At 63.3% G+C, this 22,406-nt stretch carries 24 protein-coding genes; 8 read left to right on the top strand and 16 right to left on the bottom strand.

Annotation, left to right across the window (positions count from 1 at the left end; genetic code table 11):
• Positions 1 to 126 precede the first annotated feature (126 nt).
• The 4 genes from mnmA (at position 127) to CDQ91_RS14995 (ending at position 3,602) form a co-directional block, all read left to right on the top strand.
• Positions 127 to 1,266, top strand: a complete 1,140-nt coding sequence (gene mnmA / locus CDQ91_RS15010; protein ID WP_237245999.1) for a tRNA 2-thiouridine(34) synthase MnmA — start codon at positions 127 to 129, stop codon at positions 1,264 to 1,266.
• 73 nt (positions 1,267 to 1,339) lie between these two features.
• Entirely contained in the window at positions 1,340 to 1,768 is a 429-nt protein-coding gene (locus tag CDQ91_RS15005) for a hypothetical protein (protein WP_088473534.1), read from the top strand.
• A gap of 305 nt (positions 1,769 to 2,073) precedes the next feature.
• Complete coding sequence (locus CDQ91_RS15000; RefSeq protein WP_088473533.1) at positions 2,074 to 2,766, top strand: DsbA family oxidoreductase; 693 nt, start codon at positions 2,074 to 2,076, stop codon at positions 2,764 to 2,766.
• Between the two features lie 362 nt (positions 2,767 to 3,128).
• Positions 3,129 to 3,602: a thermonuclease family protein gene (locus CDQ91_RS14995; protein WP_144036787.1), complete on the top strand. Its 474-nt coding sequence runs from the start codon at positions 3,129 to 3,131 to the stop codon at positions 3,600 to 3,602.
• Here the strand turns inward: CDQ91_RS14995 and CDQ91_RS14990 are convergent.
• Complete coding sequence (locus CDQ91_RS14990; protein ID WP_088473532.1) at positions 3,599 to 3,787, bottom strand: hypothetical protein; 189 nt, start codon at positions 3,785 to 3,787, stop codon at positions 3,599 to 3,601. The genes CDQ91_RS14995 and CDQ91_RS14990 overlap by 4 nt on opposite strands.
• Positions 3,768 to 4,493, bottom strand: a complete 726-nt coding sequence (locus CDQ91_RS14985) for a hypothetical protein (protein ID WP_088473531.1) — start codon at positions 4,491 to 4,493, stop codon at positions 3,768 to 3,770. The genes CDQ91_RS14990 and CDQ91_RS14985 overlap by 20 nt, the downstream gene beginning before the upstream one ends.
• A 152-nt stretch (positions 4,494 to 4,645) precedes the next feature.
• Here CDQ91_RS14985 and CDQ91_RS14980 point away from each other — a divergent pair, with 152 nt between their 5' ends.
• Positions 4,646 to 4,903, top strand: a complete 258-nt coding sequence (locus CDQ91_RS14980) for a DUF2171 domain-containing protein (RefSeq protein WP_088473530.1) — start codon at positions 4,646 to 4,648, stop codon at positions 4,901 to 4,903.
• A gap of 99 nt (positions 4,904 to 5,002) precedes the next feature.
• Here the strand turns inward: CDQ91_RS14980 and CDQ91_RS21475 are convergent, their stop codons facing one another.
• Together CDQ91_RS21475 and CDQ91_RS14975 are read right to left on the bottom strand one after the other, a co-directional pair.
• Entirely contained in the window at positions 5,003 to 5,152 is a 150-nt protein-coding gene (locus CDQ91_RS21475; protein WP_164499260.1) for a hypothetical protein, read from the bottom strand.
• Positions 5,153 to 5,254: 102 nt separating this feature from the next.
• Positions 5,255 to 5,773, bottom strand: coding sequence for a DUF4440 domain-containing protein (locus CDQ91_RS14975; RefSeq protein ID WP_088473529.1), 519 nt, complete (start codon positions 5,771 to 5,773; stop codon positions 5,255 to 5,257).
• A gap of 175 nt (positions 5,774 to 5,948) precedes the next feature.
• On the opposite strand from CDQ91_RS14975, the gene CDQ91_RS14970 reads away from it, so the two are divergent.
• Positions 5,949 to 6,434, top strand: a complete 486-nt coding sequence (locus CDQ91_RS14970; protein ID WP_237245998.1) for a hypothetical protein — start codon at positions 5,949 to 5,951, stop codon at positions 6,432 to 6,434.
• Positions 6,435 to 6,465: 31 nt separating this feature from the next.
• Here the strand turns inward: CDQ91_RS14970 and CDQ91_RS14965 are convergent, their stop codons facing one another.
• Positions 6,466 to 7,185 (bottom strand): hypothetical protein, encoded by a 720-nt coding sequence (locus CDQ91_RS14965; protein WP_088473528.1) that lies wholly within the window; start codon positions 7,183 to 7,185, stop codon positions 6,466 to 6,468.
• 249 nt (positions 7,186 to 7,434) lie between these two features.
• Complete coding sequence (locus tag CDQ91_RS14960; RefSeq protein ID WP_088473527.1) at positions 7,435 to 7,749, bottom strand: GIY-YIG nuclease family protein; 315 nt, start codon at positions 7,747 to 7,749, stop codon at positions 7,435 to 7,437.
• A gap of 74 nt (positions 7,750 to 7,823) precedes the next feature.
• Here CDQ91_RS14960 and CDQ91_RS14955 point away from each other — a divergent pair, with 74 nt between their 5' ends.
• On the top strand, positions 7,824 to 8,819 hold the full coding sequence (locus tag CDQ91_RS14955) for an IS30 family transposase (RefSeq protein WP_088472978.1): 996 nt from the start codon (positions 7,824 to 7,826) through the stop codon (positions 8,817 to 8,819).
• A gap of 51 nt (positions 8,820 to 8,870) precedes the next feature.
• On the opposite strand, the gene CDQ91_RS14950 is transcribed toward CDQ91_RS14955, so the two are convergent.
• The 7 genes from CDQ91_RS14950 to CDQ91_RS14920 all read right to left on the bottom strand — a co-directional run bounded on the left by CDQ91_RS14950 (position 8,871) and on the right by CDQ91_RS14920 (position 18,841).
• On the bottom strand, positions 8,871 to 9,185 hold the full coding sequence (locus CDQ91_RS14950) for a GIY-YIG nuclease family protein (RefSeq protein ID WP_088473526.1): 315 nt from the start codon (positions 9,183 to 9,185) through the stop codon (positions 8,871 to 8,873).
• A gap of 141 nt (positions 9,186 to 9,326) precedes the next feature.
• On the bottom strand, positions 9,327 to 10,337 hold the full coding sequence (locus CDQ91_RS14945; RefSeq protein ID WP_144036786.1) for a hypothetical protein: 1,011 nt from the start codon (positions 10,335 to 10,337) through the stop codon (positions 9,327 to 9,329).
• Between the two features lie 111 nt (positions 10,338 to 10,448).
• Positions 10,449 to 10,673 carry a hypothetical protein gene (locus tag CDQ91_RS14940; protein WP_088473524.1) on the bottom strand — a complete coding sequence of 75 codons (225 nt, stop codon included), beginning with the start codon at positions 10,671 to 10,673 and terminating at the stop codon, positions 10,449 to 10,451.
• A 187-nt stretch (positions 10,674 to 10,860) separates the two neighbouring features.
• Positions 10,861 to 11,925, bottom strand: a complete 1,065-nt coding sequence (locus CDQ91_RS14935; protein ID WP_088473523.1) for a ribonucleotide-diphosphate reductase subunit beta — start codon at positions 11,923 to 11,925, stop codon at positions 10,861 to 10,863.
• A 122-nt stretch (positions 11,926 to 12,047) separates the two neighbouring features.
• On the bottom strand, positions 12,048 to 13,988 hold the full coding sequence (locus tag CDQ91_RS14930; protein ID WP_088473522.1) for a ribonucleoside-diphosphate reductase subunit alpha: 1,941 nt from the start codon (positions 13,986 to 13,988) through the stop codon (positions 12,048 to 12,050).
• A gap of 712 nt (positions 13,989 to 14,700) precedes the next feature.
• Positions 14,701 to 16,989, bottom strand: coding sequence for an EAL domain-containing protein (locus CDQ91_RS14925; protein ID WP_237245997.1), 2,289 nt, complete (start codon positions 16,987 to 16,989; stop codon positions 14,701 to 14,703).
• 109 nt (positions 16,990 to 17,098) lie between these two features.
• Positions 17,099 to 18,841 carry an acyl-CoA dehydrogenase family protein gene (locus CDQ91_RS14920; RefSeq protein ID WP_088473520.1) on the bottom strand — a complete coding sequence of 581 codons (1,743 nt, stop codon included), beginning with the start codon at positions 18,839 to 18,841 and terminating at the stop codon, positions 17,099 to 17,101.
• Between the two features lie 53 nt (positions 18,842 to 18,894).
• Between CDQ91_RS14920 and CDQ91_RS14915 the strand changes: the two genes are divergently transcribed.
• Positions 18,895 to 19,851 (top strand): L-threonylcarbamoyladenylate synthase, encoded by a 957-nt coding sequence (locus CDQ91_RS14915; protein WP_088473519.1) that lies wholly within the window; start codon positions 18,895 to 18,897, stop codon positions 19,849 to 19,851.
• A gap of 145 nt (positions 19,852 to 19,996) precedes the next feature.
• Here the strand turns inward: CDQ91_RS14915 and CDQ91_RS14910 are convergent, their stop codons facing one another.
• The 3 genes from CDQ91_RS14910 to CDQ91_RS14900 all read right to left on the bottom strand — a co-directional run bounded on the left by CDQ91_RS14910 (position 19,997) and on the right by CDQ91_RS14900 (position 22,379).
• Complete coding sequence (locus CDQ91_RS14910) at positions 19,997 to 20,899, bottom strand: DMT family transporter (RefSeq protein WP_088473518.1); 903 nt, start codon at positions 20,897 to 20,899, stop codon at positions 19,997 to 19,999.
• Between the two features lie 189 nt (positions 20,900 to 21,088).
• A complete protein-coding gene (locus CDQ91_RS14905; protein ID WP_088473517.1) occupies positions 21,089 to 21,868 on the bottom strand; it encodes an SDR family NAD(P)-dependent oxidoreductase in 780 nt (259 codons plus the stop codon).
• Positions 21,869 to 21,878: 10 nt separating this feature from the next.
• Positions 21,879 to 22,379: a thioredoxin family protein gene (locus CDQ91_RS14900; RefSeq protein WP_144036785.1), complete on the bottom strand. Its 501-nt coding sequence runs from the start codon at positions 22,377 to 22,379 to the stop codon at positions 21,879 to 21,881.
• Positions 22,380 to 22,406 lie beyond the last annotated feature (27 nt).

The raw sequence follows: 22,406 nt of genomic DNA, 5'->3' as shown, positions 1-22,406 counted from the left end.
ACCACCTAAGGTCCAGTAAATGCCCATTTCATGGCTTGTTAGCGAAGCTTAACCCGCGTCAATATTTTGACACGATGCCCGGAAAAGCTGGATTTTTGATCGCCGCATCCCTAGATGGCGCCGATCATGATTGAGACGATTTCCTCCCCCGCCGGCCTTGCACAGGCCGACTTTCAGCTGGCGATGCCGTTGAAAGACCGGCGAATCGTCGTCGCCATGTCGGGCGGAGTCGACTCGAGCGTCGTCGCAGCGCTCGCCGCGCGATCGGGCGCCGAAGTCATTGGCGTGACGTTGCAGCTCTATGATCATGGCGCGAAAGCGAAGCGCGTCGGGGCTTGCTGCGCCGGGCAGGATATCAAGGATGCGCGCGCGGTCGCCGACCGGCTGGGCTTCGCGCATCATGTCTATGACCATGAAAGCCGCTTTCGCGACACGGTGATCGATCAGTTCGCTGACGAATATTTGAACGGCCGGACCCCGATCCCCTGCGTGCGCTGTAATATGGGGGTGAAATTCACCGACCTGTTCGCGCTGGCGAAGGATCTGGGCGCCGATTGTCTCGCGACGGGCCATTATGTGCGCCGCATGATGGGGCCGAACGGCGCCGAACTGCACCGCGCGGTCGATCCGGCCCGCGATCAGAGCTATTTCCTGTTCGCGACGACGCAGGACCAGCTCGACTTTCTGCGCTTTCCGCTGGGCGGGCTCGAGAAGAGCGTTGTGCGCGAGATTGCGCGCGACCTCGGCCTCGGCGTCGCGGGCAAGCCCGACAGCCAGGACATCTGCTTCGTCCCCGATGGCGATTATGCGACGCTGGTTCGTAAGCTGCGCCCCGAGGCCGACGATCAGGGCGAGATCGTCCATGTCGACGGCACCGTGCTGGGCGCGCACAAGGGGCTCGTTCATTACACGGTCGGCCAGCGCCGCGGGATCGAGATCGGCGGACAGGCCGAACCGCTCTATGTCATCCGCCTCAATGCCGCCGCGAAACAGGTCGTCGTCGGCCCGCGCAGCGCGCTCGCGGTGTCGGGCGCGCGGTTGGGCGAGGCGAACTGGCTGGACGGGGTTGACGGGCGCGACGTGATGGCAAAGGTGCGCAGCATGGCGCGGCCAGTGCCGGCGCGCGTCGAGGGCGATCGACTTGTCTTCGCTGCTCCCGAATTTGGCGTCGCGCCGGGACAGGCGGCTGTGCTTTATGACGCTGCGGACAATAGTCGCGTGCTCGGCGGCGGTTGGATCGACGAAACCTATCCGGTAGCCGCCTGAACCGCCGCATGCGGAATTGATTGAACTTTCCCCGCCGATGCCGCAGCCTTTGCGGCAACAAGGGAGAAGAGCCATGATCAACTGGGTAATGCGCGGCGCCGTCCTGCTATGGGCGGCCCTATTCGCCATCATCGGCCTGCGCGGGGTGTTCAACCCCGCGAGCTATACCGAAAGTTTCGGCATCATCGTCGAGGGCGTCGCGACGAACACTATCCGCGCCGACCTGTCGGCCTTTTTCCTGGTGTCAGCGGGTGCGGCGGCGATCGGGGCGCTGGTCCCCGGCTGGTCGCGTGCGCTGCTGGTCCCTGCGGCGCTTTACGGCACCGCGCTGCTCGGCCGCCTGCTTGGGGCGATGATGGGTGATATGGTCAATTTCGCGATCATCCAGGCGATGATCGTCGAGGCGTTGTCGGTCGGGCTGATGATCGGCAGCTGGTGGGTCTTGTCACGCTCCGCCGTCGGTCGAAATGAATCCGGAGCGGTGACTGACAATTCTGTATAAATAATGGGATGGTCCATCAGAAATGGCGAATTCCCTAGCCTGACGGCCATTCTTTAACCTTTTTGTGATGTAAGCCCGCTCGGGTCGCTCCTTGATTTCCTTTGTGGTGGAGGGGGAAGCATATGCAGTCCGAAGTAGAGCAGCGGATATTGACAGACCGGCGGTCGGAAGATCGACGGGTAGGGACCAGTCGCGATTATAAGGGACCGGAACGCCGCAAGGGCGACCGGCGGTCGAGTGAGGATCGTCGCTCGACCGCATGAGCGCGGCGCGATATGACGGGCATTCTTCGCGGGAGAAATGCCATGACCGAAACGCGCGTGCCGCGCCTGTCCGTCGATATCGTGTCCGATGTCATGTGCCCCTGGTGCATCATCGGCTGGCTGAAGTTCGAACAGGTGATGGCGCATTTTGCCGGGCGACTGGACTTTCGGGTTCAGTGGCATCCTTTCGAACTCAACCCCGACATGCCGCCCGAGGGCGAGGATGCTGCCGAACATGTCATGCGCAAATATGGCATCACCGCCGAGCAGAGCCGCGCCAATACGAGTCGGCTCGCGGCGGTGTCGGCCGATCTGGGCTTCGCCTTCAACCGCGGCCCCGAATTTCGCATGCGCAACAGCTTTGACGCGCATCGGCTGCTGACGTGGGCGGGGGCGTTGGAGGATCCCGAACAGGTTGCCGCGACGGGCGTGCAGACCGCGCTGAAGCTTGCGCTGTTTCGCGCCCATTTCACTGACAATCGCGACGTCAGCGACCATGGGGTTCTAATCGAAATCGCGGCGTCGGTCGGGCTCGATCGCAATCGTGCGGCGGCGATCCTCGCATCGGGCGAGTTTGGCGAGATGGTGCGGACCGAGGAAGCCTATTGGATCGACCAGAATATCACCGGCGTCCCCGCCTTCATCCTCGGCGGGCGGATGCTGGTGCCGGGAGCGCAGGACCCCGAGGCTTTCATTCGCGTGATCGAGAATAAGGTTCTGGCGACCGCCGCCTGAGGGGCTGCGCCGTCGCAGCGCGCGTTGAACCGGTATGTCCTTGCCCGTCGGGGCGTCGTGCCGGGCGGGCCCAGCCATGGAGCTGGTCATGCCCGCAATCCCAAGCGTTCCCGAAAGCGAAGCCCCTTTGCGGGAATGAAAGCGTTTCTTACTCAAACGATCGGAAACGGCGCCGTACCGGGCGCGATTGAACCGCTTTGCCCGTCATAGCGGAGCGAGCTTGGCGGGGTTAGCTGGATCGCCGCCGGTAGGGTTGCGGCATGTCCGGACCCAATTTTCCCTATCCGCAACCCCGTGCCATTCGCCGCCACAGGTTGCCGCATCTGCAAGGGCGTGCTCGATCGAAGTTGTGGCTGACGCAGATGATGGCAATCGTTTTCGTCGCGGCGCTGGCGGGTTTTCAATATGCTCCGGACCGGACGATGGCCAATGCTTTGGTCGCGTCCTTCACGCCGCTCATGCGCGGCGACGCGTCGGCGACGGATGCGCTGTCAGTGCGCTTTGGCCTGTGTCCGAACGGCGGCGGGCAAAATTGCGTGGTCGATGGCGATACCTTCTGGTTCGGGGGTGAGAAATACCGGATCGCCGACATTGATACCCCCGAAACCCACCCCGCGCGCTGTGCCGAAGAAGCGGTGCTTGGCAAAGCCGCGACCGAGCGGCTGCGCAGATGGTTGAATGATGGTGCGTTCAGCTTCGAGGGCATAGGCCGCGACAGCGATGTTCACGGTCGCAAGCTGCGCATCGTGACGCGCGGCGGGACGAGCGTCGGGTCGGTGCTGGTCGCCGAAGGGCTGGCGCGGCCGTGGGAGGGGCGTCGGCGCGGATGGTGTTAATCGTCGCCCGGCGCTCTCCGTAAGACATCGTGGACCGCGCCGCGCCCGAGCGACGGTTTGAAGATGAAGGCGAAAAGGTAAAAGCCGAGCGCGAGGGTGATGACCGCGATCCCGGTGACGGGCTGGATCAAGCTGTAAACATAGGTCGGCAGCCGGATCGATGCCTCAGCGATCCGCGCTGGCAACGGCGGCGGCCTCTGCCTCGGCGGCCGCCTGCGCTGCGTCCGCCGCATCCCCCATCGCGGGCAGTTCTTCGTTCAGCGGCGCATTCGGCCCGGCGAGTTGGCGGTCGATGTCGGCAGCGATCAGCTGCGCCATCGGATTGTCGTCCTCGGCGCCATATTCGGCGCGGCGCGCGGTCAGATAGGCGATGCGCTCGGTCGCCGGAAGTCCTGCGGCTTCGGCGTAAATCCGCACGACCTGCAACCAGGGTGCCTCGTCGGTCAGCACATCTTCGGCCCAGCGGCTGAACGGGCCGCCCGCGGCGCGCCAATGATCGTCCTGCCAGCTGAGGAAGAAGAGGACGCGCGAACCGCGCGGGAACATATAGCGGGCACAGGCGCCGGCGAGGCTTTGCGGGTGCGCCTCCTTGAGCTCATAGGGATTGCTGAGCAGCGCATCGGCACCGGCCGCGATCATCCCCGGCATGGCGAGCGGCTCGGCGGGCATTGCGCCCTTCAGCGCTGCGACGGGCTGAATCTGTATCTGCTGTTCGGAGGTGCTGTCGGGGGCGAAGTCGCCATCCGACACGGTGGCGAGCAGGATCAGGTCGGCGCTTTCGACCAGCTCCATATTGGTCGGGACGCGGTAGCCGGGAACCACCGAACAAGCCACAGCGGGCAGCGGCGCGGTGAGGAGCGCGAGGGCGACGAGGGTCAGGGGGATGCGCATGGCGTCAGGCTAGGCCTTTGCGCCGCGAATGGGAAGCGGGCGCGGCTTTGGGGCGGGTCGTCGGACGGGGTGGATCGAAAGCCACGTCGGGGCGTATGATCGGCATGGCGCCCGAGGGCGATTCCTCCCGGGCTGCGCCAAGGAGAATGACAATGGCCGAGCATGACCATAGCGCGATCAAGGAAAATATGAATGTTGTCGGCGCCGACGGCGTCCATGTCGGCACCGTCGACCATCTCGACGGCGAACGCATCAAGCTGACCAAGGCCGACAGCCCGCAGGCCGAGGATGGCGAAGGCGCGAAGCATCATTATCTGCCCGCCGGCCTCGTCGCATCGGTCGACGGCGACATAGTGCGCCTTTCGGCGACCGCCGCCAATGCGGCCAGCCTGTTCGAAGAGGCCGAATAGCGATTCTGAGATAACAGAGAGCCGGCGGCGCAATCGGGCGCGTCGGCACTGAAACTGGCCCGCCCTGCCCCTCGGGGCGGGCCATTTTCCTGTGCGTGATCAGTGCGGCTTGGCCGCGCCGCCGATCAGCTTGTTGAGGATCGTGATGCGCTGGCGCGCCTGCGTCCAGTCGCGTTCGGGATGCGTGCGAATCTGGTCGAGCAGCACGCGGACCTCCTTGCGGCGGTCGCCTTCGGTTACGGCCTGCATGGGCTTTCTCCTTTCGCTGGCCAGCATAGCATGGATGGGCGGGCGGGTTCAAAGCCGCGCGGGCATTTCGCCGTGCGCGCGCGGCGGCCGGTCTTATGGGGCTTAGGGCGCCGCGGCGCCATGGTCGTAACTGAGGCTTTCGGACAGGCGGAAGCGGGCTTCGGTCGGCATCCATTGCCAGACGTGCATGTATCGCGCGCCGCCGACCATGTCCCAGCGGCTTTCCTTCGCATTCCATTCGAAGAAGATATGCGACGCCTCTTCGAGCGCGCCCCAGTCACCCATCGGACGGATAGTACGCGATCCGGGGACGAGCTGGCGGCGATTCCGGTAACCCGCATTGTCGCCGCCGGGTGCCCGCGCGGCGCATTGCCTTTCCATGCTCGCGACAAAGGCGGCGCGGTCGGCGATCGCGAGCCCGTCCTTGTCATGGATCATGCGGTAACCGGGGGTAAGCAGGTCGGGGAGCGCTCGCGGATCGCACCCTTCGAAGACCGCCCGGAAGAGGCGCGTGTCATTTTCGGCGATCTGCCGGGTGAGCGCTTCGCCCTGGGGCATGGCGGCAGCGGCGGGCGCCGTAGTGGCGAGAGCGGCGGCGAGGGTGAGGGCGGTGACGGACATGGTGACTTCCTGCTGTGTTGCTGGCATCATACAGTAAGGGTGCGGTGAGGCAAGTGATCAGTCGCGCGGCTGCATCCGGTTCGGCGCGGGCGGATTTTCGCGGGGATGCGGCTTGCACTGGCATCGCGCGGCGGCGCTGCTATCTTGTGCAGCGATGACGCATTGGGGTTCGAGAATGATTGTGATGGGGCGGCTCAAGGCGAAGCCGCTGCTGGTGGGGCAGTTGCTGTGCGCGCTGGCGATTGTCGGGCTGGTCGCGCATCGCCTCGATGTGCTGGGGTGGAGCGACGATGTGGAGGGCATCCTGCTGGGCCTGTTGTTCGGCGATCTGGTGGTCACGGCGCTGATCGTCGCGGCGGCGGTCGGCCTCGCGCATTTTGCGCGCCTGTGGCGCCAGCGGAACCGCTATATCTTCCACGATGGCGCACGGCTGTACCGCGGCGACGAAAGCTGGCCGCTGTCGCTGATCCGCGACGTCGTCATTGTGCGCAGCGAGATCGGCATCGCGTCGCTGCGGCTGGTCGTCGATGACGACAGCGAGGTGACGCGCGAGCTGGTGAAGCTCTATCTGCTCGAGGATTCGCCCGAGGCGGTGCGCGGCGCGGTGCAGTTCGCCGTGGCGGGGATGCGGGGGTTTCCGGCGGGGTCGGCGATGAATTGAGCGGCGGGAGGCGCTCTGGCGGTGCCAAAGTTCAGTCAAGTTCAGCCCCATGATCATCCTGCATCGGCATCGCCGGGGGTTCGGAGGCCGGGGTTGCCGGGACCGCTTCGCCACGGTCGTCGCGATACCAGTGCGGCAGCACCCCGTCGCCCATATCGGCAATTTCCAGCGCCACCGCGAGATCGTCGGGGGCCATCAACGCTTCGGGAGCAGCGGGCGGTGCGGGGTGCAGATGGACCAACGCCTCGGCTACCGGGGTAGCGGCTGGGGCCGGCTCGGTTCGGCGGGCGGCGACGTCCCGAAACCGATCTGGGCCATAGGCGCGGATCAGGAACATCAGCAAGCGGTCGCTCTGGCGCAGGCGGCGGCCGATGCGGCGGCCTTTACGGTCGAACACCGGCTCGTCGGTGCCGACCAGCGCGCGTTCGAAGGCGGCATCGAGCAATTTCTTCGACGCCGCATCGATCGCGGCCGACCAGGCGCGGTCGAACGCCTCCGCCCCCGGCGCGCGGCGCAGGCGATAGGCGGAGGATTCGGACATGCCGACACATTGCGCGGCGGTGATGACCGATCCGCAGTCGGCCAGCGCCTCGATAAAGGCGCGCTGGCGGTCGGGCGACCAGCCGTCCTTGCGGCGCTTTTTCAGCACCGGCACCCAGTCATAGGCGGCGGGGTCGTGGCCGTGCGCGTCGAGCGCGGATTGAGACGTGGGGGCGGGGGCCGCGTCGGGCGAGGGGGTGATGTGGCTCATCTGCCAGTTTGGAGCATAAGCGAATAATGTAGGACAGAGGTTTTTGGGGTGGGGCGTACGAAATAGGATTTGGGGGCGTGCGGCGCGGTGCGGAGGTTGGATTTTGCGTGAGGGCGCGAAGACAAGACGATAAGAAGCGCCACCCCCTCTTTCGTCACCCCGGACTTGATCCGGGGTCCATTCCCGCGCCGCCGCATGGATCCCGGATCAAGTCCGGGATGACGAAGAGAGAGGTACGGGCAGTAGGCCTCACCCACCCAGCGGCGGCAGTCCCAGTTCTTCCGCCAGATCGCGCCAATCGGGGTTCGCCGCCTCGATCAACGCGATCTTCCACTTCCGCTGCCAATTCTTGATCTGTTTCTCGCGCGTGATCGCGCCGTACATCGTCCCGGCGAGTTCGAACCAGACGAGCGTTTTGACACCGTAACGTTTTGTGAAGCCGTCGAAGCTGCCGTCGCGGTGCTGGCAGATGCGCTGGATCAGGTGCGAGGTGACGCCGGTGTAGAGCGTGCCGTAGCGCGCGCTGGCCATGATATAGGCGCAGGGCTGGAAGTCGGCGTGCATGGGGTGGAGGCTAGGGGGGCGATGGACCCCCCTGAGTTCACAAACGAAGTGCAACACCTCACACAGGTGTTGCCATGTCGAGATACCGTCAGTTATCGATTGAGGAGCGCTGTTCGATTGCCCGTCTTTATGAAGACGAGCAATCGATCCGGCAGATCGCTACAGCTCTGGATCGCCAGCCGTCGACCATCGCGCGCGAGTTGAAGCGCAACTGTGGAGCCAAGGTCGGTTACCAGCCTGCCTATGCGCAGGCGCAGGCCGATGCTCGGCGCTGGACCGGGACGCGGCTCGAGCGTGACGATGCCTTGCGTGAACAAGTGCTCGACCGGCTCGCGCAGGGCTGGTCGCCTGAGCAGGTGGCGGGGCGTCTGGCCCATGAACAAGGCCATCAGGTCATCAGCCATGAGACCATCTACCGCTTCGTCTATGCCCAGCTCAAACGCACCAACGACCGGCGCTGGCGCTTCTACCTCCCGCGCGCCAAGTACAAGCGCGGCTGGCGCACCAAGGGCGGCTGGCCGCGCTATACCGACCGTCTCTCGGTCCACGACCGCCCCGACAGCATCGCCACCCGCAAGCAGGCAGGCCATTGGGAGGCCGATGCCATGCTCTTCTCCACTTCGGGACAGGCGATCCTGATCGCCCATGAACGCCACTCGCGGATCGCCATCGCCCTGCGTCAGGCCAGCCTCAAGGCCGATCCCGTCGCCGACGCGCTCGTCGGGATGCTGAGACCCCTGCCAGCCGCGCTGCGACGCTCGATCACCTTCGACAATGGCACCGAATTTACCCGCCATCACCGCATCGAACAGCAGCTCGGCCTCAACGCCTACTTCTGCGATCCGCACGCTCCATGGCAGAAAGGCGGTGTCGAAAACGCCATCGGCAGGCTGCGCCGCAACCTGCCCCGAAAAACCAACCTCGACGACTTGTCAGCCAAAGCCATCGACGCCATCATCGCAAACTACAACAACACACCCAGAAAATGCCTCGGATTCAAAACCCCAGCCGAAACCTTCCGCACGTTGCACTTCAAATGTGAATCCACACCCGGATCAAGTCCGGGGTGACGAATGAGGGGGGCGGTCCGGGATAACGGGGGGAGGTGCGGCCAGCGGGCATCACTCACCCAGCGGCGGCAATCCCAATTCCTCAGCCAGATCGCGCCACTCCGGGTTCGCCGCCTCGATCAGGTCGATCTTCCACTTCCGCTGCCAGTTCTTGATCTGCTTCTCGCGCGTGATCGCGCCGTGCATCGTTCCGGCGAGTTCGAACCAGACGAGCGTTTTGACGCCGTAGCGTTTTGTGAAGCCGTCGAAGCTGCCGTCGCGGTGCTGGACGATGCGCTGGATCAGGTGCGAGGTCACGCCGGTGTAGAGCGTGCCCTGGCGCGCGCTGGTCATGATATAGGCGCAGGGCTGGAAGTCGGCGTGCATGGGGTGGAGGCTAGGGCGGCGATGGACCCCGGATCAAGTCCGGGGTGACGAAGATGGGGTTGGAATGGACATTTCTATCGTCATGCCGGACTTGATCCGGCATCCACGCGCGGGTGAGAGTTGTTGCACCTGTCACCTAAACTACAGGTCATATTGAGGAAGACCAGCTTCCGCTCTTTCAATATCGACGATATCAACGACAATGAGTCGTAGATTTTCTCCTTGAGGCGTTTTTACGTAATACGCAGAGACATAGGTTTCTGGAAGATCCATTGCTTCCAGAAGGTCTCTGCGAAGCCTATCTTTTCGATCTGCGGACACGGAAAATGAAGCAAGGCCATTCCATTCTGGATTCCTGAATCTTCCCCATCCAGTTTCCTTGTTATATTGAACTATGCCAATCAAAACGACTTGAATCTCCGGATCAACGACGCTCAACTCTACCTCTTCGATCTGCATTCGATTGGCAGAAAGAATGGGGATTTGACCTTTTTCGTCTCCAACGAGAATTTTAGCACGCTGCGCGCTTCGGCGAAGAGGCACAGACATTTCTTTTAGAAGAGGCGTTGCCATCTTCATCAGACGCGCATCCTGCTCGTCAGATATTTGCCTAAGTTCGTCTTGCCTTCCTTCGAGATATGCCCGACGCGTCGTTTCAGCCAATAGCCTTTCGTACAGCTCGTTATTCTGATCACTTAGCGCCTCGCCTCGGGCGCGGGTTTCCATAAGCAGGTCCAACGTCCGCTGCATTAATTGCTCTTGGCCGGCAATCCTATTTTCGAAGAGTTCTAACAGTTCGCGCTGGGTTGAAAGTGCTTGTCGAAGATTGTCGTCTTCTACTGGCCTGAACACGCGTTCTACAACGTAAGTCCAGAGAGAGCTTAGGGGTAGCTCAATTAGTAGAGGCGCGGCTGCTGCTAATGCGGGGGCCACGACTTCGATAACGAAAGACCCTACTTCATAGGGTCTTAAATCGATCTCCATATTCGCTTGGCGAGTAACCCTATCAGGAAAATTCCCGTTACGGCGAAAGTGATCTAGCTTTACCGCTAAGCGTGAAGCAGCGTACTGAAATCGCGAAACTTCATAGAAGTCCATGCGATTTTCGCTCGCGAGCTTTCCCTCAAATTTGAAACTGACAATATCAGGCAAAGTCTTAACCCCTCTCCCTCGTGAAGGGCGAGGGTAAATCCACGCATCAAATCATTCAAGATACCTAGGTTCGGCCCGCAGTAACGTTAACTAGATATCCTTTTGCGATTTCTAAACCGAAAATCCGCCCGCATTGCGCCGGTTCGAGCCTGCCGCCAGCACCTTCTTGCCCTGTGGGGTCAGCGCCCATTTCGCGCCCTGCTTCACCACCAGTCCCAGCGTGACGAGTTCGTCGCGGATCGGGTCGGTGGGGAGTTGGGGGCGGCGGTTCGACAGGCCTTCGAGCGTCGCGCGCTGCGGCTGGCTGAGGATGATGAGCTTCTGTTTTTCGGTCATTTGGGTTCTTCTGCTTTTTTTGGCGGGGGGGTGTTTTGTGGCTCATTAGCCCACCCCGCTGCGACTAGCGAACAAGTTCGCAAGTCTCGCTGCCCAGTTTCAGGTAAACAGTCCCCCGGACTGTTTAGGTCATGCCGGGGGCATGACCGACCTGAAACTCGCTTGCGGGAGGGGTTAAGAGGATGGCTTATTCGGCGGCGATGCCGGCGGCTTTGAACATGTCCTCGCCGTCGCTTTCGGCGTCATTGATTGCGGGGGCGGTGTCGCTGTCTTTGGCCTTTTTGCGGCTGTCGAAGCTCGACCAGACATTGTTCCACTCGCCGCGGGTCGCGCCCTTGCTATACTCGGTCGCGCGCGTTTCGAAGAAGTTGGCGTGCTCGACGCCGTTGAGCAGCGGGGCGAGCCAGGGGAGGGGGTGTTCCTCGATCATGTAGATGGGTGCGAAGCCGAGCTGGCCGAGGCGCCAGTCGGCGATGTAGCGGATGTAGCGCTTGATTTCCTTGGGCGTCATGCCGGGGACCGGGCCCTGTTCGAACGCGAGGTCGATGAACGCATCCTCGAGCCGCACCGTTTTCTGGCAGGTGTCGATGATGTCTTCCTTCACCGCCTTGGTCAGGCAGTCGCGTTCCTTGGTGAAGGTGTGGAACAGCTTGATGATGCCTTCGCAGTGGAGGCTTTCGTCGCGGATCGACCAGCTGACGATCTGGCCCATGCCCTTCATCTTGTTGAAGCGCGGGAAGTTCATCAGCATCGCGAAGCTGGCGAAGAGCTGCAAGCCTTCGGTAAAGCCGCCGAACATCGCGAGGGTGCGCGCAATATCCTCGTCATTGTCGACGCCGAACTGCTGCATATAGTCGTGCTTGGCGCGCATCTCGTCATATTCGAGGAACATGCCATATTCGCTCTCGGGCATGCCGATGGTGTCGAGCAGGTGCGAATAGGCCGCGATATGCACGGTTTCCATGTTGCTGAACGCGGTCAGCATCATCTTGATTTCGGTCGGCTTGAACACGCGGCCATATTTGTCGTGGTAGCAATCCTGCACCTCGATATCGGCCTGGGTGAAGAAGCGGAAAATCTGCGTGAGCAGGTTGCGTTCGTGATCGCTGATCTTTTGCGCCCAGTCGCGGCAATCCTCGCCCAGCGGCACTTCCTCGGGAACCCAATGGATCTGCTGCTGGCGCTTCCAGAAATCGAACGCCCACGGATATTCGAAGGGCTTGTAGGTTTTGCGGGCTTCTAGAAGGGGCATGGCGGGCTTCCTCGGTTCGATCTCTTGTTTCGTGTGCCCCGGCGAAGGCCGGGGTCCAGTCTGGCTTGGCGTAAGGGCGCTCTGGGCCCCGGCTTTCGCCGGGGAACAGGGAGCGCGCTACTTTATTGGCAGGCCAGGCACTCGTCGTAGTCGGTGCTCTCCAGCTGATACACCGGGGCTTCGGCGGTGTTGTCGGCCTCGACCCCGCCCGCGAAGCCGGCGCGCTGCACCGATTTCGAGCGGAGATAATAGAGCGATTTGATGCCGAGTTCCCACGCGCGATAATGGAGCATGAGCAGGTCCCATTTCTCGACGTCGGCCGGGATGAACAGGTTCAGCGACTGCGCCTGATCGATATAGGGGGTGCGGTCGGCCGAGAGTTCGAGCAGCCAGCGCTGATCGATCTCGAAGCTCGTCTTGAAGCAGTCCTTCTCATCCGTCGTCAGGAAGTCGAGATGCTGGACGCTGCCGCCCTTCTCCAGAATCGAGTTCCAGATATTGTCGCTGTTCTTCGCCTTGTCGACGAGGAGGGCTTCCAAGTGCGGGTTGCGGATCGAGAAGCTGCCCGACAGCGTCTTGTGGGTGTAGATGTTCGCCGGGATCGGCTCGATGCACGCGCTGGTGCCGCCGCAGATGATCGAGATCGACGCGGTCGGCGCGATCGCCATCTTGCAGCTGAAACGCTCCATCACGCCCTGATCGGCGGCGTCGGGGCAGGGGCCGCGTTCCTTGGCGAGCAGCATCGATGCCTGATCGACCTGCGCACGGATATGCTTGAAGACGCGCAGGTTCGACGATTTCGCCATCGCGCCTTCGAAGGGCAGGCCGCGTGCCTGAAGGAAGCTGTGGAAGCCCATCACGCCGAGGCCGACCGAGCGTTCGCGGCTGGCGCTGTACTTGGCGCGCGCCATTTCGGGCGGGGCGCGGTCGATATAGTCCTGCAGGACGTTATCGAGCATGCGCATCACATCTTCGATGAAGCCCTTGTCGCTATTCCACTCGTCCCAGGTTTCGAGGTTGAGGCTCGAGAGGCAGCAGACCGCGGTGCGATCCTGACCCAGATGGTCGCGGCCGGTGGGCAGCGTGATTTCGCTGCACAGGTTCGAGGTGGTGACCTTAAGGCCCAGATCGCGGTGATGCTTGGGCATCATGCGGTTCACCTGATCGATGAAGATGATGTAGGGCTCGCCCGTCGCGAGGCGCGTTTCGACGAGCTTCTGGAACAGCGAGCGCGCGTCGACGCTGCCGCGGACGCTCTGGTCCTTGGGGCTGCGCAGGTTGAACTCGGTGCCGTCGCGGACGGCCTCCATAAACTCGTCGGTGATCAGCACGCCGTGGTGGAGGTTGAGCGCCTTGCGATTGAAATCGCCCGAGGGTTTGCGGATTTCGAGGAACTCCTCAATCTCCGGGTGGCTGATGTCGAGATAGCAGGCGGCCGAACCGCGGCGGAGGCTACCCTGCGAGATGGCGAGGGTGAGCGAGTCCATCACGCGGACGAAGGGGATGATGCCGCTGGTCTTGCCGTTGAGACCGACCGGCTCGCCGATACCGCGCACGCTGCCCCAATAGGTGCCGATGCCGCCGCCGCGCGAGGCGAGCCAGACATTCTCGTTCCACGTCTCGACAATGCCTTCGAGGCTGTCGGGGACCGAGTTGAGGTAGCAGCTGATCGGCAGGCCGCGGCCGGTGCCGCCGTTCGAGAGAACGGGGGTCGCGGGCATGAACCACAGCTTCGAGATATAGTCATAGAGGCGCTGGGCGTGCTCGGCATCGTCGGCATAGGCGTCGGCCACGCGCGCGAAGAGATCCTGGTATGATTCGCCGGGGAGGAGGTAGCGATCCTCCAGCGTTTCCTTGCCGAAATCGGTGAGCAGCGCATCGCGGATCTTGTCGGTCACGACGTTGAAACGACGCGCGTGGACCTTGGCCGCACCGCTGTCGTTGAGCTTCGCCGTCGCCGACGAATCGGCGGTCGATTCGTTCGCGGCCGGAGCGTCATTTTTTGCCAGTTCCATCGTCGCCACGTCGCTCGTCTCCACCCGTTCCGTTTCCCGAAAATCCATCGAATTCGTCCCCGTTTGACCTGCGCCATCGGGCGCAATGTTCCTGTCTTGTTCGACTCGGGACGAAGCCCCGGTCTTAGCATCTAAACCGCCCCGCGTGGGACATATTTTTGGGCGCACAAAGGGTTTTCCCGTGTCCATATGGGATGGACGACGGAAATCCGCCACTTGCAGCCTGATACTAATTCTTGGGGTGCCCCCGTGGTTGACCCACCATCTATAGTGCCACGTCGGCGCTGTGATGCAAGACGGTAAATGACAATATGGGGACTCGGTTCGTCGATATTTTGATTCGGTCTGTCGCGCGCGGGGCGTGGTTTGCGGGCGAAACTATCGCCTTTCCGCGACTTCGCGGCAGATTGGCACGAGGCGCCGGTCGGAGTGAAAATTTTGAGGTCGGCGGGCCCGGCGGATAGCCCCCTATAGAGGTCCGTCATTGTCAAGGCCGCAGTGGCATGAAGGCGGCAAGGGCGCCATGGACGACGGACAAAAGAAAAGGGCCCCGGCGACGCCGAGGCCCTGTTCGCAAATTCGGTCTGGCTTACGCCGAGCTACCACCGTTACCGGAGCCGCCGCCGCCAACCCATCTCCAAAACCAACCCATAATAATTCTCCTGTCGCCACTGCCCACGAAGAACAGTTAACAAGCTGTTTACCATATTTGGTAAGGTTAATCGAGTCTTTCGCATGGGCATTGTTGCCAGTTTGGCAGTTATGCCGAGCGGCTGTGGGGAGGAGACGACAGCGTCGCCAAAAGTTCGGAAAATAATTGTGGTTTACCAAGGTGATAACCTTGGCCTACGTCGCAGCCAAGCTGTTCGAGAAGCGCCATTGTCGGTGCATTTTCAATGCCTTCGGCGACCGCGACGGCACCGAGGCGATGGGCGAGATCGATTGTTGATTTCACCACTTCGAAGTTGCGCTGCGAATCGCGCATGGTCATCACGAATCGCTTGTCGATCTTGATTTCGTCGGCTTCGATCTCGGTCAGATATTCGAGGTTCGACTGACCGGTGCCATAATCGTCGATCGACAGGCGGATGCCGGCGCGACGCAGCTGGGCGAGCGTCTGTCGCGCATGGCGGCTGTTTTCGATCTGCGCGGTTTCGGTGATTTCGATCGTCAGCAGTTCGGGCGGAAGATGGTGGGCGGTCAGCATGACGCGGATCGTCCCGACGAGGTCGGCGTGATCGAGCAGCGCCGCCGACAGATTGACCGACATGTTGATCCGGAGACCGCGGCTATGGAATTGGGCGGCCGACCGGACCGCCTGATCCATGACGAACAGGGTCAGGCGATATATATCCTGGCTTTTTTCAGCCTGGAGGATGAACTCGTCGGGCGGGATCGGCCCGCGGACCGGGTGCGTCCAGCGCGCCAGTGCCTCGACACCGACAAGCTTGTGGCTCGCGATGGAATATTGCGGCTGGAAGGCGACCCATATGTCGCCGCCGGTGAGGGCATCCTCAAGCTGTGAGTGAAAGCTCAATTGCCAGCCTGCATCATCCTTTTGCCGCGGCGTATATTTGGTCCACAGCGAACGGGTGCGGATCGCGCGTTCGGTCGCGACGAGCGCCGCAGCAAGGCGCTGGGCGTTTGATCCTTCGAATTCGTCGTTGACCCCGAAAGCGATGGCGACATCGACGCGCAAATCGCCGATCGTCAGCGGGGCATTGAACAGCGCGGCCAGGCCCGCCAGCTGCGATTCGATCTGGCTGTGCTGATAATAGGGGACCAGCCAGGCAAAGGTGCCGTCGAGATCGTGGTGGAGGGTGGTGCCCTGCGACGCCAGTTGCAGGCGACGCGTGACCTGTTCGACAAGCTTGCCGATGCCGTCGCCGGGGATGAAGGCGGCCAGATCCTCGAAGTTGACGATTTTTGCCGCGACAATGGTGGCGCTGTCGAATGCCGGCTGCGAACGCAGCGCCTCGAAATTCGGCAGGCCCGACACCGGATTTTCCCGCTGCGCCGACTTGCGGCGGCGGGTGCGCGACACATTGGCGCTGAGCGCCGCGATAAAGAAGCAGGCCGCGCCGACCTGCGTCGAGATCAGCGACAGGCTGAGAAATATCTTGGCGGCGATGAGGAGGCCCGTCGTGGCCATCGCCATGCGCGCGTACCAGCGCCCGCCGCGATAGCCGAGCGCCGCCAGGAGAATGAACACGGCGGCGACAAAGCCCGGGAGCCACCCGATATTGACGGGGTCGCCGCGCTTGAGCGCTTCGCCAGCGATCAGGTGAATATAGGCCCCGGGCACCTTGTCATGACCCGGCAGATAATGTTGGTCGAGCGAGGCTGTGGATGCCGCCGCGAAGATCACATCTTTGCCGCGCAGCGACGTCCCGGCGTTGCCGTCCATGATGTCGATCGCGCTATATTGCTGAATCGTGCGGGTGTTATAGGAATAGTCGAGCGTGAATTGTGCCGGTCGATCGACCGGCCGATTGGCGAGCATCGCCGCAAAACTGGGCAAAAGGCGGCCATCGGCGATGACCGCGAGCGGCACTTTCCAGACCTGCCAGAATTCATACTCCCAGCAGATGCAGGCTTGCTTCGCCCGGGTTCCGAACGCCGGATCGGGCCAATTATCGACGATCGCCTCGGTCCCCTGGAAACTGCGCGACGGAACGGCGAGGACGATCCGGTCGTCCATATGCTTCACGGCCGCGATCAGTTTGGGGAAGTCGGCGTCCTTGGCCCGGCGTTCGTAGGAGAAATCGACGAACAGGCGCTTGGCACCGGCGGCATCGACCGCGCCGATCAATTGCGCGTGGTTGGCGACGTTGAAATCCTGGTTGTCGACGGTTTGCAGCGTCTTGTCGTCGATCGCGACAACGACGGTTTCGCCTGATACGGGCCGCCAGGCGACCCGGCCGACTGCGGTTTCGATCATGCGGTCGATCGGCTCGCCCGCGGCAGTGATGCCGACAATGATGCTGAGCAGCAGGGCCAACCCGAGGGTTCGCCAACTGACAATCATCCTATTGCCCAGCTTCAACACGCACGTCTCCAGATATTTCCGGACGTGCCTAGTCGTTGATGGTTATCATCGCGTTAATTATGAACAAAGCCCTGTCGGGAACGCGGGGCTGCCCCGCGTTCCCGGGTTTTCACGCGAGGTGCGGCAAAGGTGCGAGCGCGGCGTCGCCGGCCAGTGCCGAGGCGGCGAGGCCGGTCGCCGCGGGCACGATCTGTTGCAGGTAGAAACGCGTCGAGGCGATTTTCGCTTCGAGGAAGGCGACATCGCCTTGCCCCGCATCGAGTTCGGCGCGCGCCGCCTTGTGCTGGAGCGCCATCAGCCAGCCGCAGGTCGCCGTGGCGAGCATGGTCAGATAGGGATAGCTGCCCGCAAGCCGGTCGGGAATATTGGCATTGCCCATCCAGTCGGTGACCCCGCGGCATGCGTCGACAAGCTGTTGCAATTCGGGGAAATCGGCGGCGCCGTGCGCAATATCGTCGATCAGCCCGCGGACGAGGTCGCCGCCCGCCATGCCGAGCTTGCGCCCGACCAGATCGGCGGCCTGAATCCCGTTGGTGCCCTCGTAAATGGGGGCGATGCGCGCGTCGCGATAATGTTGCGCGGCGCCGGTTTCCTCGATGAAGCCCATGCCGCCATGAACCTGAACGCCGAGGCTCGCGACCTCGCAGCCAATGTCGGTCGCATGCGCCTTGACCAGCGGGATCAGGATTTCGGCGCGCATCGCGGCGGCTTCGTCGCCCAATTTGCCGAAATCGATCTGCGCTGCGGCATAATAGGTGAGCGCACGCGCCGCCTCGGTCTGTGCGCGCATCCGCCACAGCATGCGGCGCACGTCAGGGTGCTGGTCGATCGCGACGGGGTTGCGGTCGGTGCCGCCCGCGAGCGCCGACTGAACGCGCTCGGCGGCAAAACGCTGCGCCTGCTGGGTCGCGCGCTCGGCAATCTGGACGCCCTGACAGCCGACCATCAGGCGGGCGTTGTTCATCATGACGAACATCGCGCGCATCCCGCCCATTTCGGCGCCGACGATTTCGCCGAGGCAATCTTCGTCCTCGCCATAGACCATCACCGCGGTTGGCGAGGCGTGGATGCCCAGTTTATGCTCGATCGACGCGCAATGGACGCCGTTCGAGATCGTCGGCTTGCCGTCGGCATCGAGGCGATATTTGGGGACGAGGAACAGCGAGATGCCGCGCGTCCCTTCGGGCGCGCCCGGCGTGCGCGCGAGGACGAGATGGACGATATTGTCGGTGAGGTCATGCTCGCCGAAGGTGATGAAAATCTTCTGCCCCTTGACCTTGTAGAGCCCGGCGTTCGGGCCTTCGGTCACCGGCTCGGCGGTCGAGCGCAGTGCGCCGACGTCGCTGCCCGCGCTCGGCTCGGTCAGGTTCATCGTGCCGTTCCATTCGCCCGAGACGAGCTTGGGAAGCCAGGTCTGGCGCTGTTCCTCGGTGCCATAGGCCATCAGCGCGTGGATCGCGCCGGGGGTCAGGATGTTGCAGAGGGTGAAGCCCATGTCGGCGGTGCCCAGCGCCTCGATCACCACGGTCGCGAGGGTGAAGGGCAGGCCCTGGCCGCCATAGGCTTCGGGACCGTCGATGCTGCCCCAACCATTGTCGACGAACGCCTTATAGGCTTCCTTGAAGCCCGGGGGCATGGTGACCTTGCCGTCACTCCATTTGGGGTTGGTGACGTCGCCGACGCGGTTGAGCGGGGCGTAAACCTCTGCCGCGAAATCGCCGATGCCCGCGACGATCGCCTCGACCATGTCGGGGGTCGCGGCGGCGAATTTGTCATGGGCTGCCATCGCGTCGACGCGCGCGATGTGGTTCAGAACGAAAAGCTGTTCGGTGGTGGGCGGCGTATACGTCATTTTCGGTCCCGACTTTGCTGGTGATTCCGCATTCGCGCGCGCTATAGCGCGGCATGACCCAAGGCTCAAACGACAGCGTGAAGACTCTTGTCCGCCCTTACGGCGCGCAGGCGATTGCGCGCGCGGCGGCGCTGGTAGCGACGGGGCAGCCGGTCGCGGTGCCGACCGAAACGGTTTATGGCCTCGCCGCCGACGCGCGCAATGCTGACGCTGTCGCGCGCATTTATACCGCGAAGGGCCGGCCCGATTTCAACCCGCTGATCGTGCATGTCCCCGACCTTGCGGCGGCGAAGGCGCTGGGGGTGTTCGGCGACGTCGAGAGCGCTTTGGCGGTGCGTTTCTGGCCGGGGCCGCTGACTTTGGTGGTGCCACGCACTGCGGACTGCCCGGTCGCGAGCATCGCGACGGCTGGGCTCGATACAATTGCGATCCGTGTCCCTGGACACCGCGCGATGCAGGCTTTGCTGGCGGAGAGCGGTGCGCCGCTCGCGGCGCCGAGCGCCAATGCGAGCGGGCGGGTGAGCCCGACGACGGCGGCGCATGTGCTGGCCAGCCTCGACGGGCGAATCGCGATGGTGATCGACGACGGTGCCTGCCTGGCGGGGGTCGAATCGACAATCGCGCGGGTGAAGGACGGTGCGGTCGAAGTGCTGCGGCCGGGGCCGGTGACCGCCGAGATGCTGGCGGAAGCGAGTGGGTTGTCGGTGACAGGCGTGAAGGGTTCCGACATCGTCGCGCCGGGGATGCTCGCGAGCCATTATGCGCCGGGCAAGCCGGTGCGGTTGGGGGCGCGTGCTTTCGCGGTTGATGAGTTTGGGATCGGGTTCGGCGCGGTCGTGGGCGACTATAGCCTGAGCGCGGTGGGCGACCTGACCGAAGCGGCGGCGCGCTTGTTCGATGCGCTGCACGCCGGGGCCGCGAGCGTGAAGGCGCAGATTGCGGTCGCGGCGATCCCGGCCGAGGGACTGGGTGCGGCGATCAATGACAGGTTGAGCCGGGCGGCGGTGTAATATCTCCTCTCCCGCTTGCGGGAGGGGCTAGGGTGGGGCGAGCCATAAGCGAGCGTCTGAGGTCGAGCAGGCCCACCCCGCTGCGACTAGCAAACAAGTTTGCAAGTCTCGCTGCCCCTCCCGCAAGCGGGACGGGAGAACTTCTCTAGGCCGCTGCTGGATCGACCGGATCCTTGTGCGGCACCTTGCTCGCCACGATCAGACACGCCGCGACGATCAGCATCGCGCCGGCGATCGTCGGCAGCGTCACCGGCTCCGAATAGAAAATCCAGCCGAACAGCATCGCCCACAAAAAGCCGGTATATTCGGTGGTCGCGAGAATCTGCGTCTCGGCGCGGGCATAGGCCCAGCTGAGGCATAGCAGCGACAGGATCGCGAGGGTCGCGGCGCCGAGGATGTTGGGCGCCTGCGCGATATCGGGGACGACCGCGAACCAGGGCGCGCCGAGGGCAAGGATCAGCGCGACGAAGAAATTCTGGAAAAAGGCGATCTCCAGCGGCTCGGCCATCTTCGCCTGCCGCCGCGCGAGGATGAGATTATAGGCATAGAAGACAGCCGACAGGAACACCGCGCCGACTGCCCAGAGCGCGTCGTCGGCATAATGGCCGGTCCCAAGCTTGCCCGTGACGATAACGATGATGCCCATCAGCCCGAGCAATGACGCCGCGATCGAGCGCCGCCCGATCCGTTCGCCGAGAAAGATGGCGGCCATATAGAGTGCGAGCAAGGGTGCGACGAAGGCGAGCGCGATGGCTTCGGCCATCGGTAGCCTTGCCAGCGCCCAGAAGAAGAAGAGTGCCATTCCCGCGACGAAGAAGGAGCGGACGGCGTGGATCCGCATCGTCGCGCGGTCGGGCATCTTTGGCCGCGTCGCGAAATAGATCAGGCCGCACAGCAATGTCCCGGCCGCATTTCGCCAGAGCACGGTGTTATAGGCGCCGATGTCGATCGACAGCCCCTTCATCAGCACATCCATTGCCGAATAGGTCGCGATGCCGGCGCATGCGATCAGAAAGGGGATGAGCGGGGATGGCGAATCGGGGCGCATATGGGGGGCTGCTGTATCCGACCTGCTGGCTTGAGGGGAGGAAAGATCCTCCCTGTGGCGAAGCCATGGGGAGGTGGCAGCGCGAAGCGCTGACGGAGGGGCTTTGGGGCTGCGGTCGCTGCCCCTCCACCATCGCCTGCGGCGACGGTCCCCCTCCCCATCGCTTCGCGACAGGGAGGATTGCTTTTGTCAGCGAAAACTCGCCATCCCCGCGCCGTCGATGTTGAGCTTTTGCCCCGAGCAATAAGGATTTGCGTCGCTCACAAACCACAGCACCGCCGCCGCGACATCGTCCGGCGTCGGTACACGGCCGAAGGGGAATTTGGCGTCGAGATGGTGGATGTCGTCCTGCCCGGTGATCGCGCGCGACAGCTTCTCGCCCATGTCGCTGACGGTCAGCGACGGCGCGACGATATTGACGCGGACGCCGTTCTTCATCTCTTCCTTGGCGAGGGTGAGTGCGAGCGCTTCGCCCGCCGCCTTCGCCATATTATAGGGCGCGCCGTTCGCGGCGTGGCTCAGGGTCGCGACGCTCGAGATGATGACGATATCGCTGCGGTCGTGGCTCCGCAGCTGCGGCAGCGCGAGGCGCGACAGGCGGTGCGCGCCGACGGCGTGGACGGCGAGCAATTTTTCGACTTCGGCGGCGTCGGTGTCGGCGACCGTCTTGCCGCGGCTCGCGATGCCGGCGTTGTTGACCATAATCGATATCGGACCAAGGTCGGCGGCGATGCTTGCCACCATTGCGGCGCAGGCATCTTCGTCGGTGACCGAAGCTCGATAGGCTTTGGCCTTGCGGCCGAACGCTTGAATCGCGGCGACGGTTTCGGCGGCGGCCTCCTCGTCGCGGGTGTAATTGACCGCGATATCGGCGCCCGCCTTGGCGAGCGCGATCGCGATGCCGCGCCCGATGCCGCGCGACGCGCCGGTGACGAGCGCGGTGCGCCCCGCGAGCTGGATGTCGGCCATATGTCTCTCCCTATTGCATCAATTCATTATAGATTTCGTCGTCGCTGCGGCTCGCGGCATTGCGCCATTTGGGCGCCGCTCTGCGGTTGAGAACCTCGCCGTCGGCATCGAGGATCGCAACCGTGGGCGTGCCCTTGATCTTGAAGCCGAAGCGTTTGGGTATTTCGGGGTTCCGGACGATGCCGCGGTGCGGCATGCCGATGTCGGCGTAGACGATGTGGTAGCGTTCGCGGACCGGCGCGAAGCGATCGCTCGCGATCAGATTGGCGAACCAGGCGCTGTCGTGACAATCGTTCATGCCCATCACCAGCAGCACATGCTTGCCCGACTGGCGCGCGGCGGACAGCGCGGCGTCGATGGCCGCCATGGGGTCGGCATTTTCGGTGAAAGTGGTGGTTTTGAAAGGGGCCTCGACGCCCGCGATGGTGCGCGTGGCGGTCTCGGCGGCGGTGAGCGGGGCGGAAAAGGCGAGGAAAGCGGCGGCGAGCGCTAGTGTGGTTTTGCGTGTCATCGCCTGACGATAGCAGCGCAAAAGGGG

This window comes from Sphingopyxis witflariensis, assembly GCF_002205635.1.
Lineage (GTDB): Bacteria > Pseudomonadota > Alphaproteobacteria > Sphingomonadales > Sphingomonadaceae > Sphingopyxis > Sphingopyxis witflariensis.
Note: the sequence above shows the minus strand (reverse complement) of the source record. Positions and strands in the feature narration are given on the sequence as shown.

Bases quoted from the DNA above. Each gene is read 5' to 3' on its own strand.
- CDQ91_RS14900 (WP_144036785.1), bottom strand. From the start codon at position 22,379: ATGACACGCAAAACCACACTAGCGCTCGCCGCCGCTTTCCTCGCCTTT.
- CDQ91_RS14910 (WP_088473518.1), bottom strand. From the start codon at position 20,899: ATGCGCCCCGATTCGCCATCCCCGCTCATCCCCTTTCTGATCGCATGC.
- CDQ91_RS14985 (WP_088473531.1), bottom strand. From the start codon at position 4,493: ATGCGCATCCCCCTGACCCTCGTCGCCCTCGCGCTCCTCACCGCGCCG.
- CDQ91_RS14970 (WP_237245998.1), top strand. From the start codon at position 5,949: ATGATTGTGATGGGGCGGCTCAAGGCGAAGCCGCTGCTGGTGGGGCAG.
- CDQ91_RS14980 (WP_088473530.1), top strand. From the start codon at position 4,646: ATGGCCGAGCATGACCATAGCGCGATCAAGGAAAATATGAATGTTGTC.
- CDQ91_RS14920 (WP_088473520.1), bottom strand. From the start codon at position 18,841: ATGACGTATACGCCGCCCACCACCGAACAGCTTTTCGTTCTGAACCAC.
- CDQ91_RS14955 (WP_088472978.1), top strand. From the start codon at position 7,824: ATGTCGAGATACCGTCAGTTATCGATTGAGGAGCGCTGTTCGATTGCC.
- CDQ91_RS14940 (WP_088473524.1), bottom strand. From the start codon at position 10,673: ATGACCGAAAAACAGAAGCTCATCATCCTCAGCCAGCCGCAGCGCGCG.
- CDQ91_RS14935 (WP_088473523.1), bottom strand. From the start codon at position 11,925: ATGCCCCTTCTAGAAGCCCGCAAAACCTACAAGCCCTTCGAATATCCG.
- CDQ91_RS14975 (WP_088473529.1), bottom strand. From the start codon at position 5,773: ATGTCCGTCACCGCCCTCACCCTCGCCGCCGCTCTCGCCACTACGGCG.
- CDQ91_RS14950 (WP_088473526.1), bottom strand. From the start codon at position 9,185: ATGCACGCCGACTTCCAGCCCTGCGCCTATATCATGACCAGCGCGCGC.
- CDQ91_RS14905 (WP_088473517.1), bottom strand. From the start codon at position 21,868: ATGGCCGACATCCAGCTCGCGGGGCGCACCGCGCTCGTCACCGGCGCG.
- CDQ91_RS14995 (WP_144036787.1), top strand. From the start codon at position 3,129: ATGATGGCAATCGTTTTCGTCGCGGCGCTGGCGGGTTTTCAATATGCT.
- CDQ91_RS14965 (WP_088473528.1), bottom strand. From the start codon at position 7,185: ATGAGCCACATCACCCCCTCGCCCGACGCGGCCCCCGCCCCCACGTCT.
- CDQ91_RS14915 (WP_088473519.1), top strand. From the start codon at position 18,895: ATGACCCAAGGCTCAAACGACAGCGTGAAGACTCTTGTCCGCCCTTAC.
- CDQ91_RS14960 (WP_088473527.1), bottom strand. From the start codon at position 7,749: ATGCACGCCGACTTCCAGCCCTGCGCCTATATCATGGCCAGCGCGCGC.
- CDQ91_RS21475 (WP_164499260.1), bottom strand. From the start codon at position 5,152: ATGCAGGCCGTAACCGAAGGCGACCGCCGCAAGGAGGTCCGCGTGCTG.
- CDQ91_RS14930 (WP_088473522.1), bottom strand. From the start codon at position 13,988: ATGGATTTTCGGGAAACGGAACGGGTGGAGACGAGCGACGTGGCGACG.
- CDQ91_RS15005 (WP_088473534.1), top strand. From the start codon at position 1,340: ATGATCAACTGGGTAATGCGCGGCGCCGTCCTGCTATGGGCGGCCCTA.
- mnmA (WP_237245999.1), top strand. From the start codon at position 127: ATGATTGAGACGATTTCCTCCCCCGCCGGCCTTGCACAGGCCGACTTT.
- CDQ91_RS15000 (WP_088473533.1), top strand. From the start codon at position 2,074: ATGACCGAAACGCGCGTGCCGCGCCTGTCCGTCGATATCGTGTCCGAT.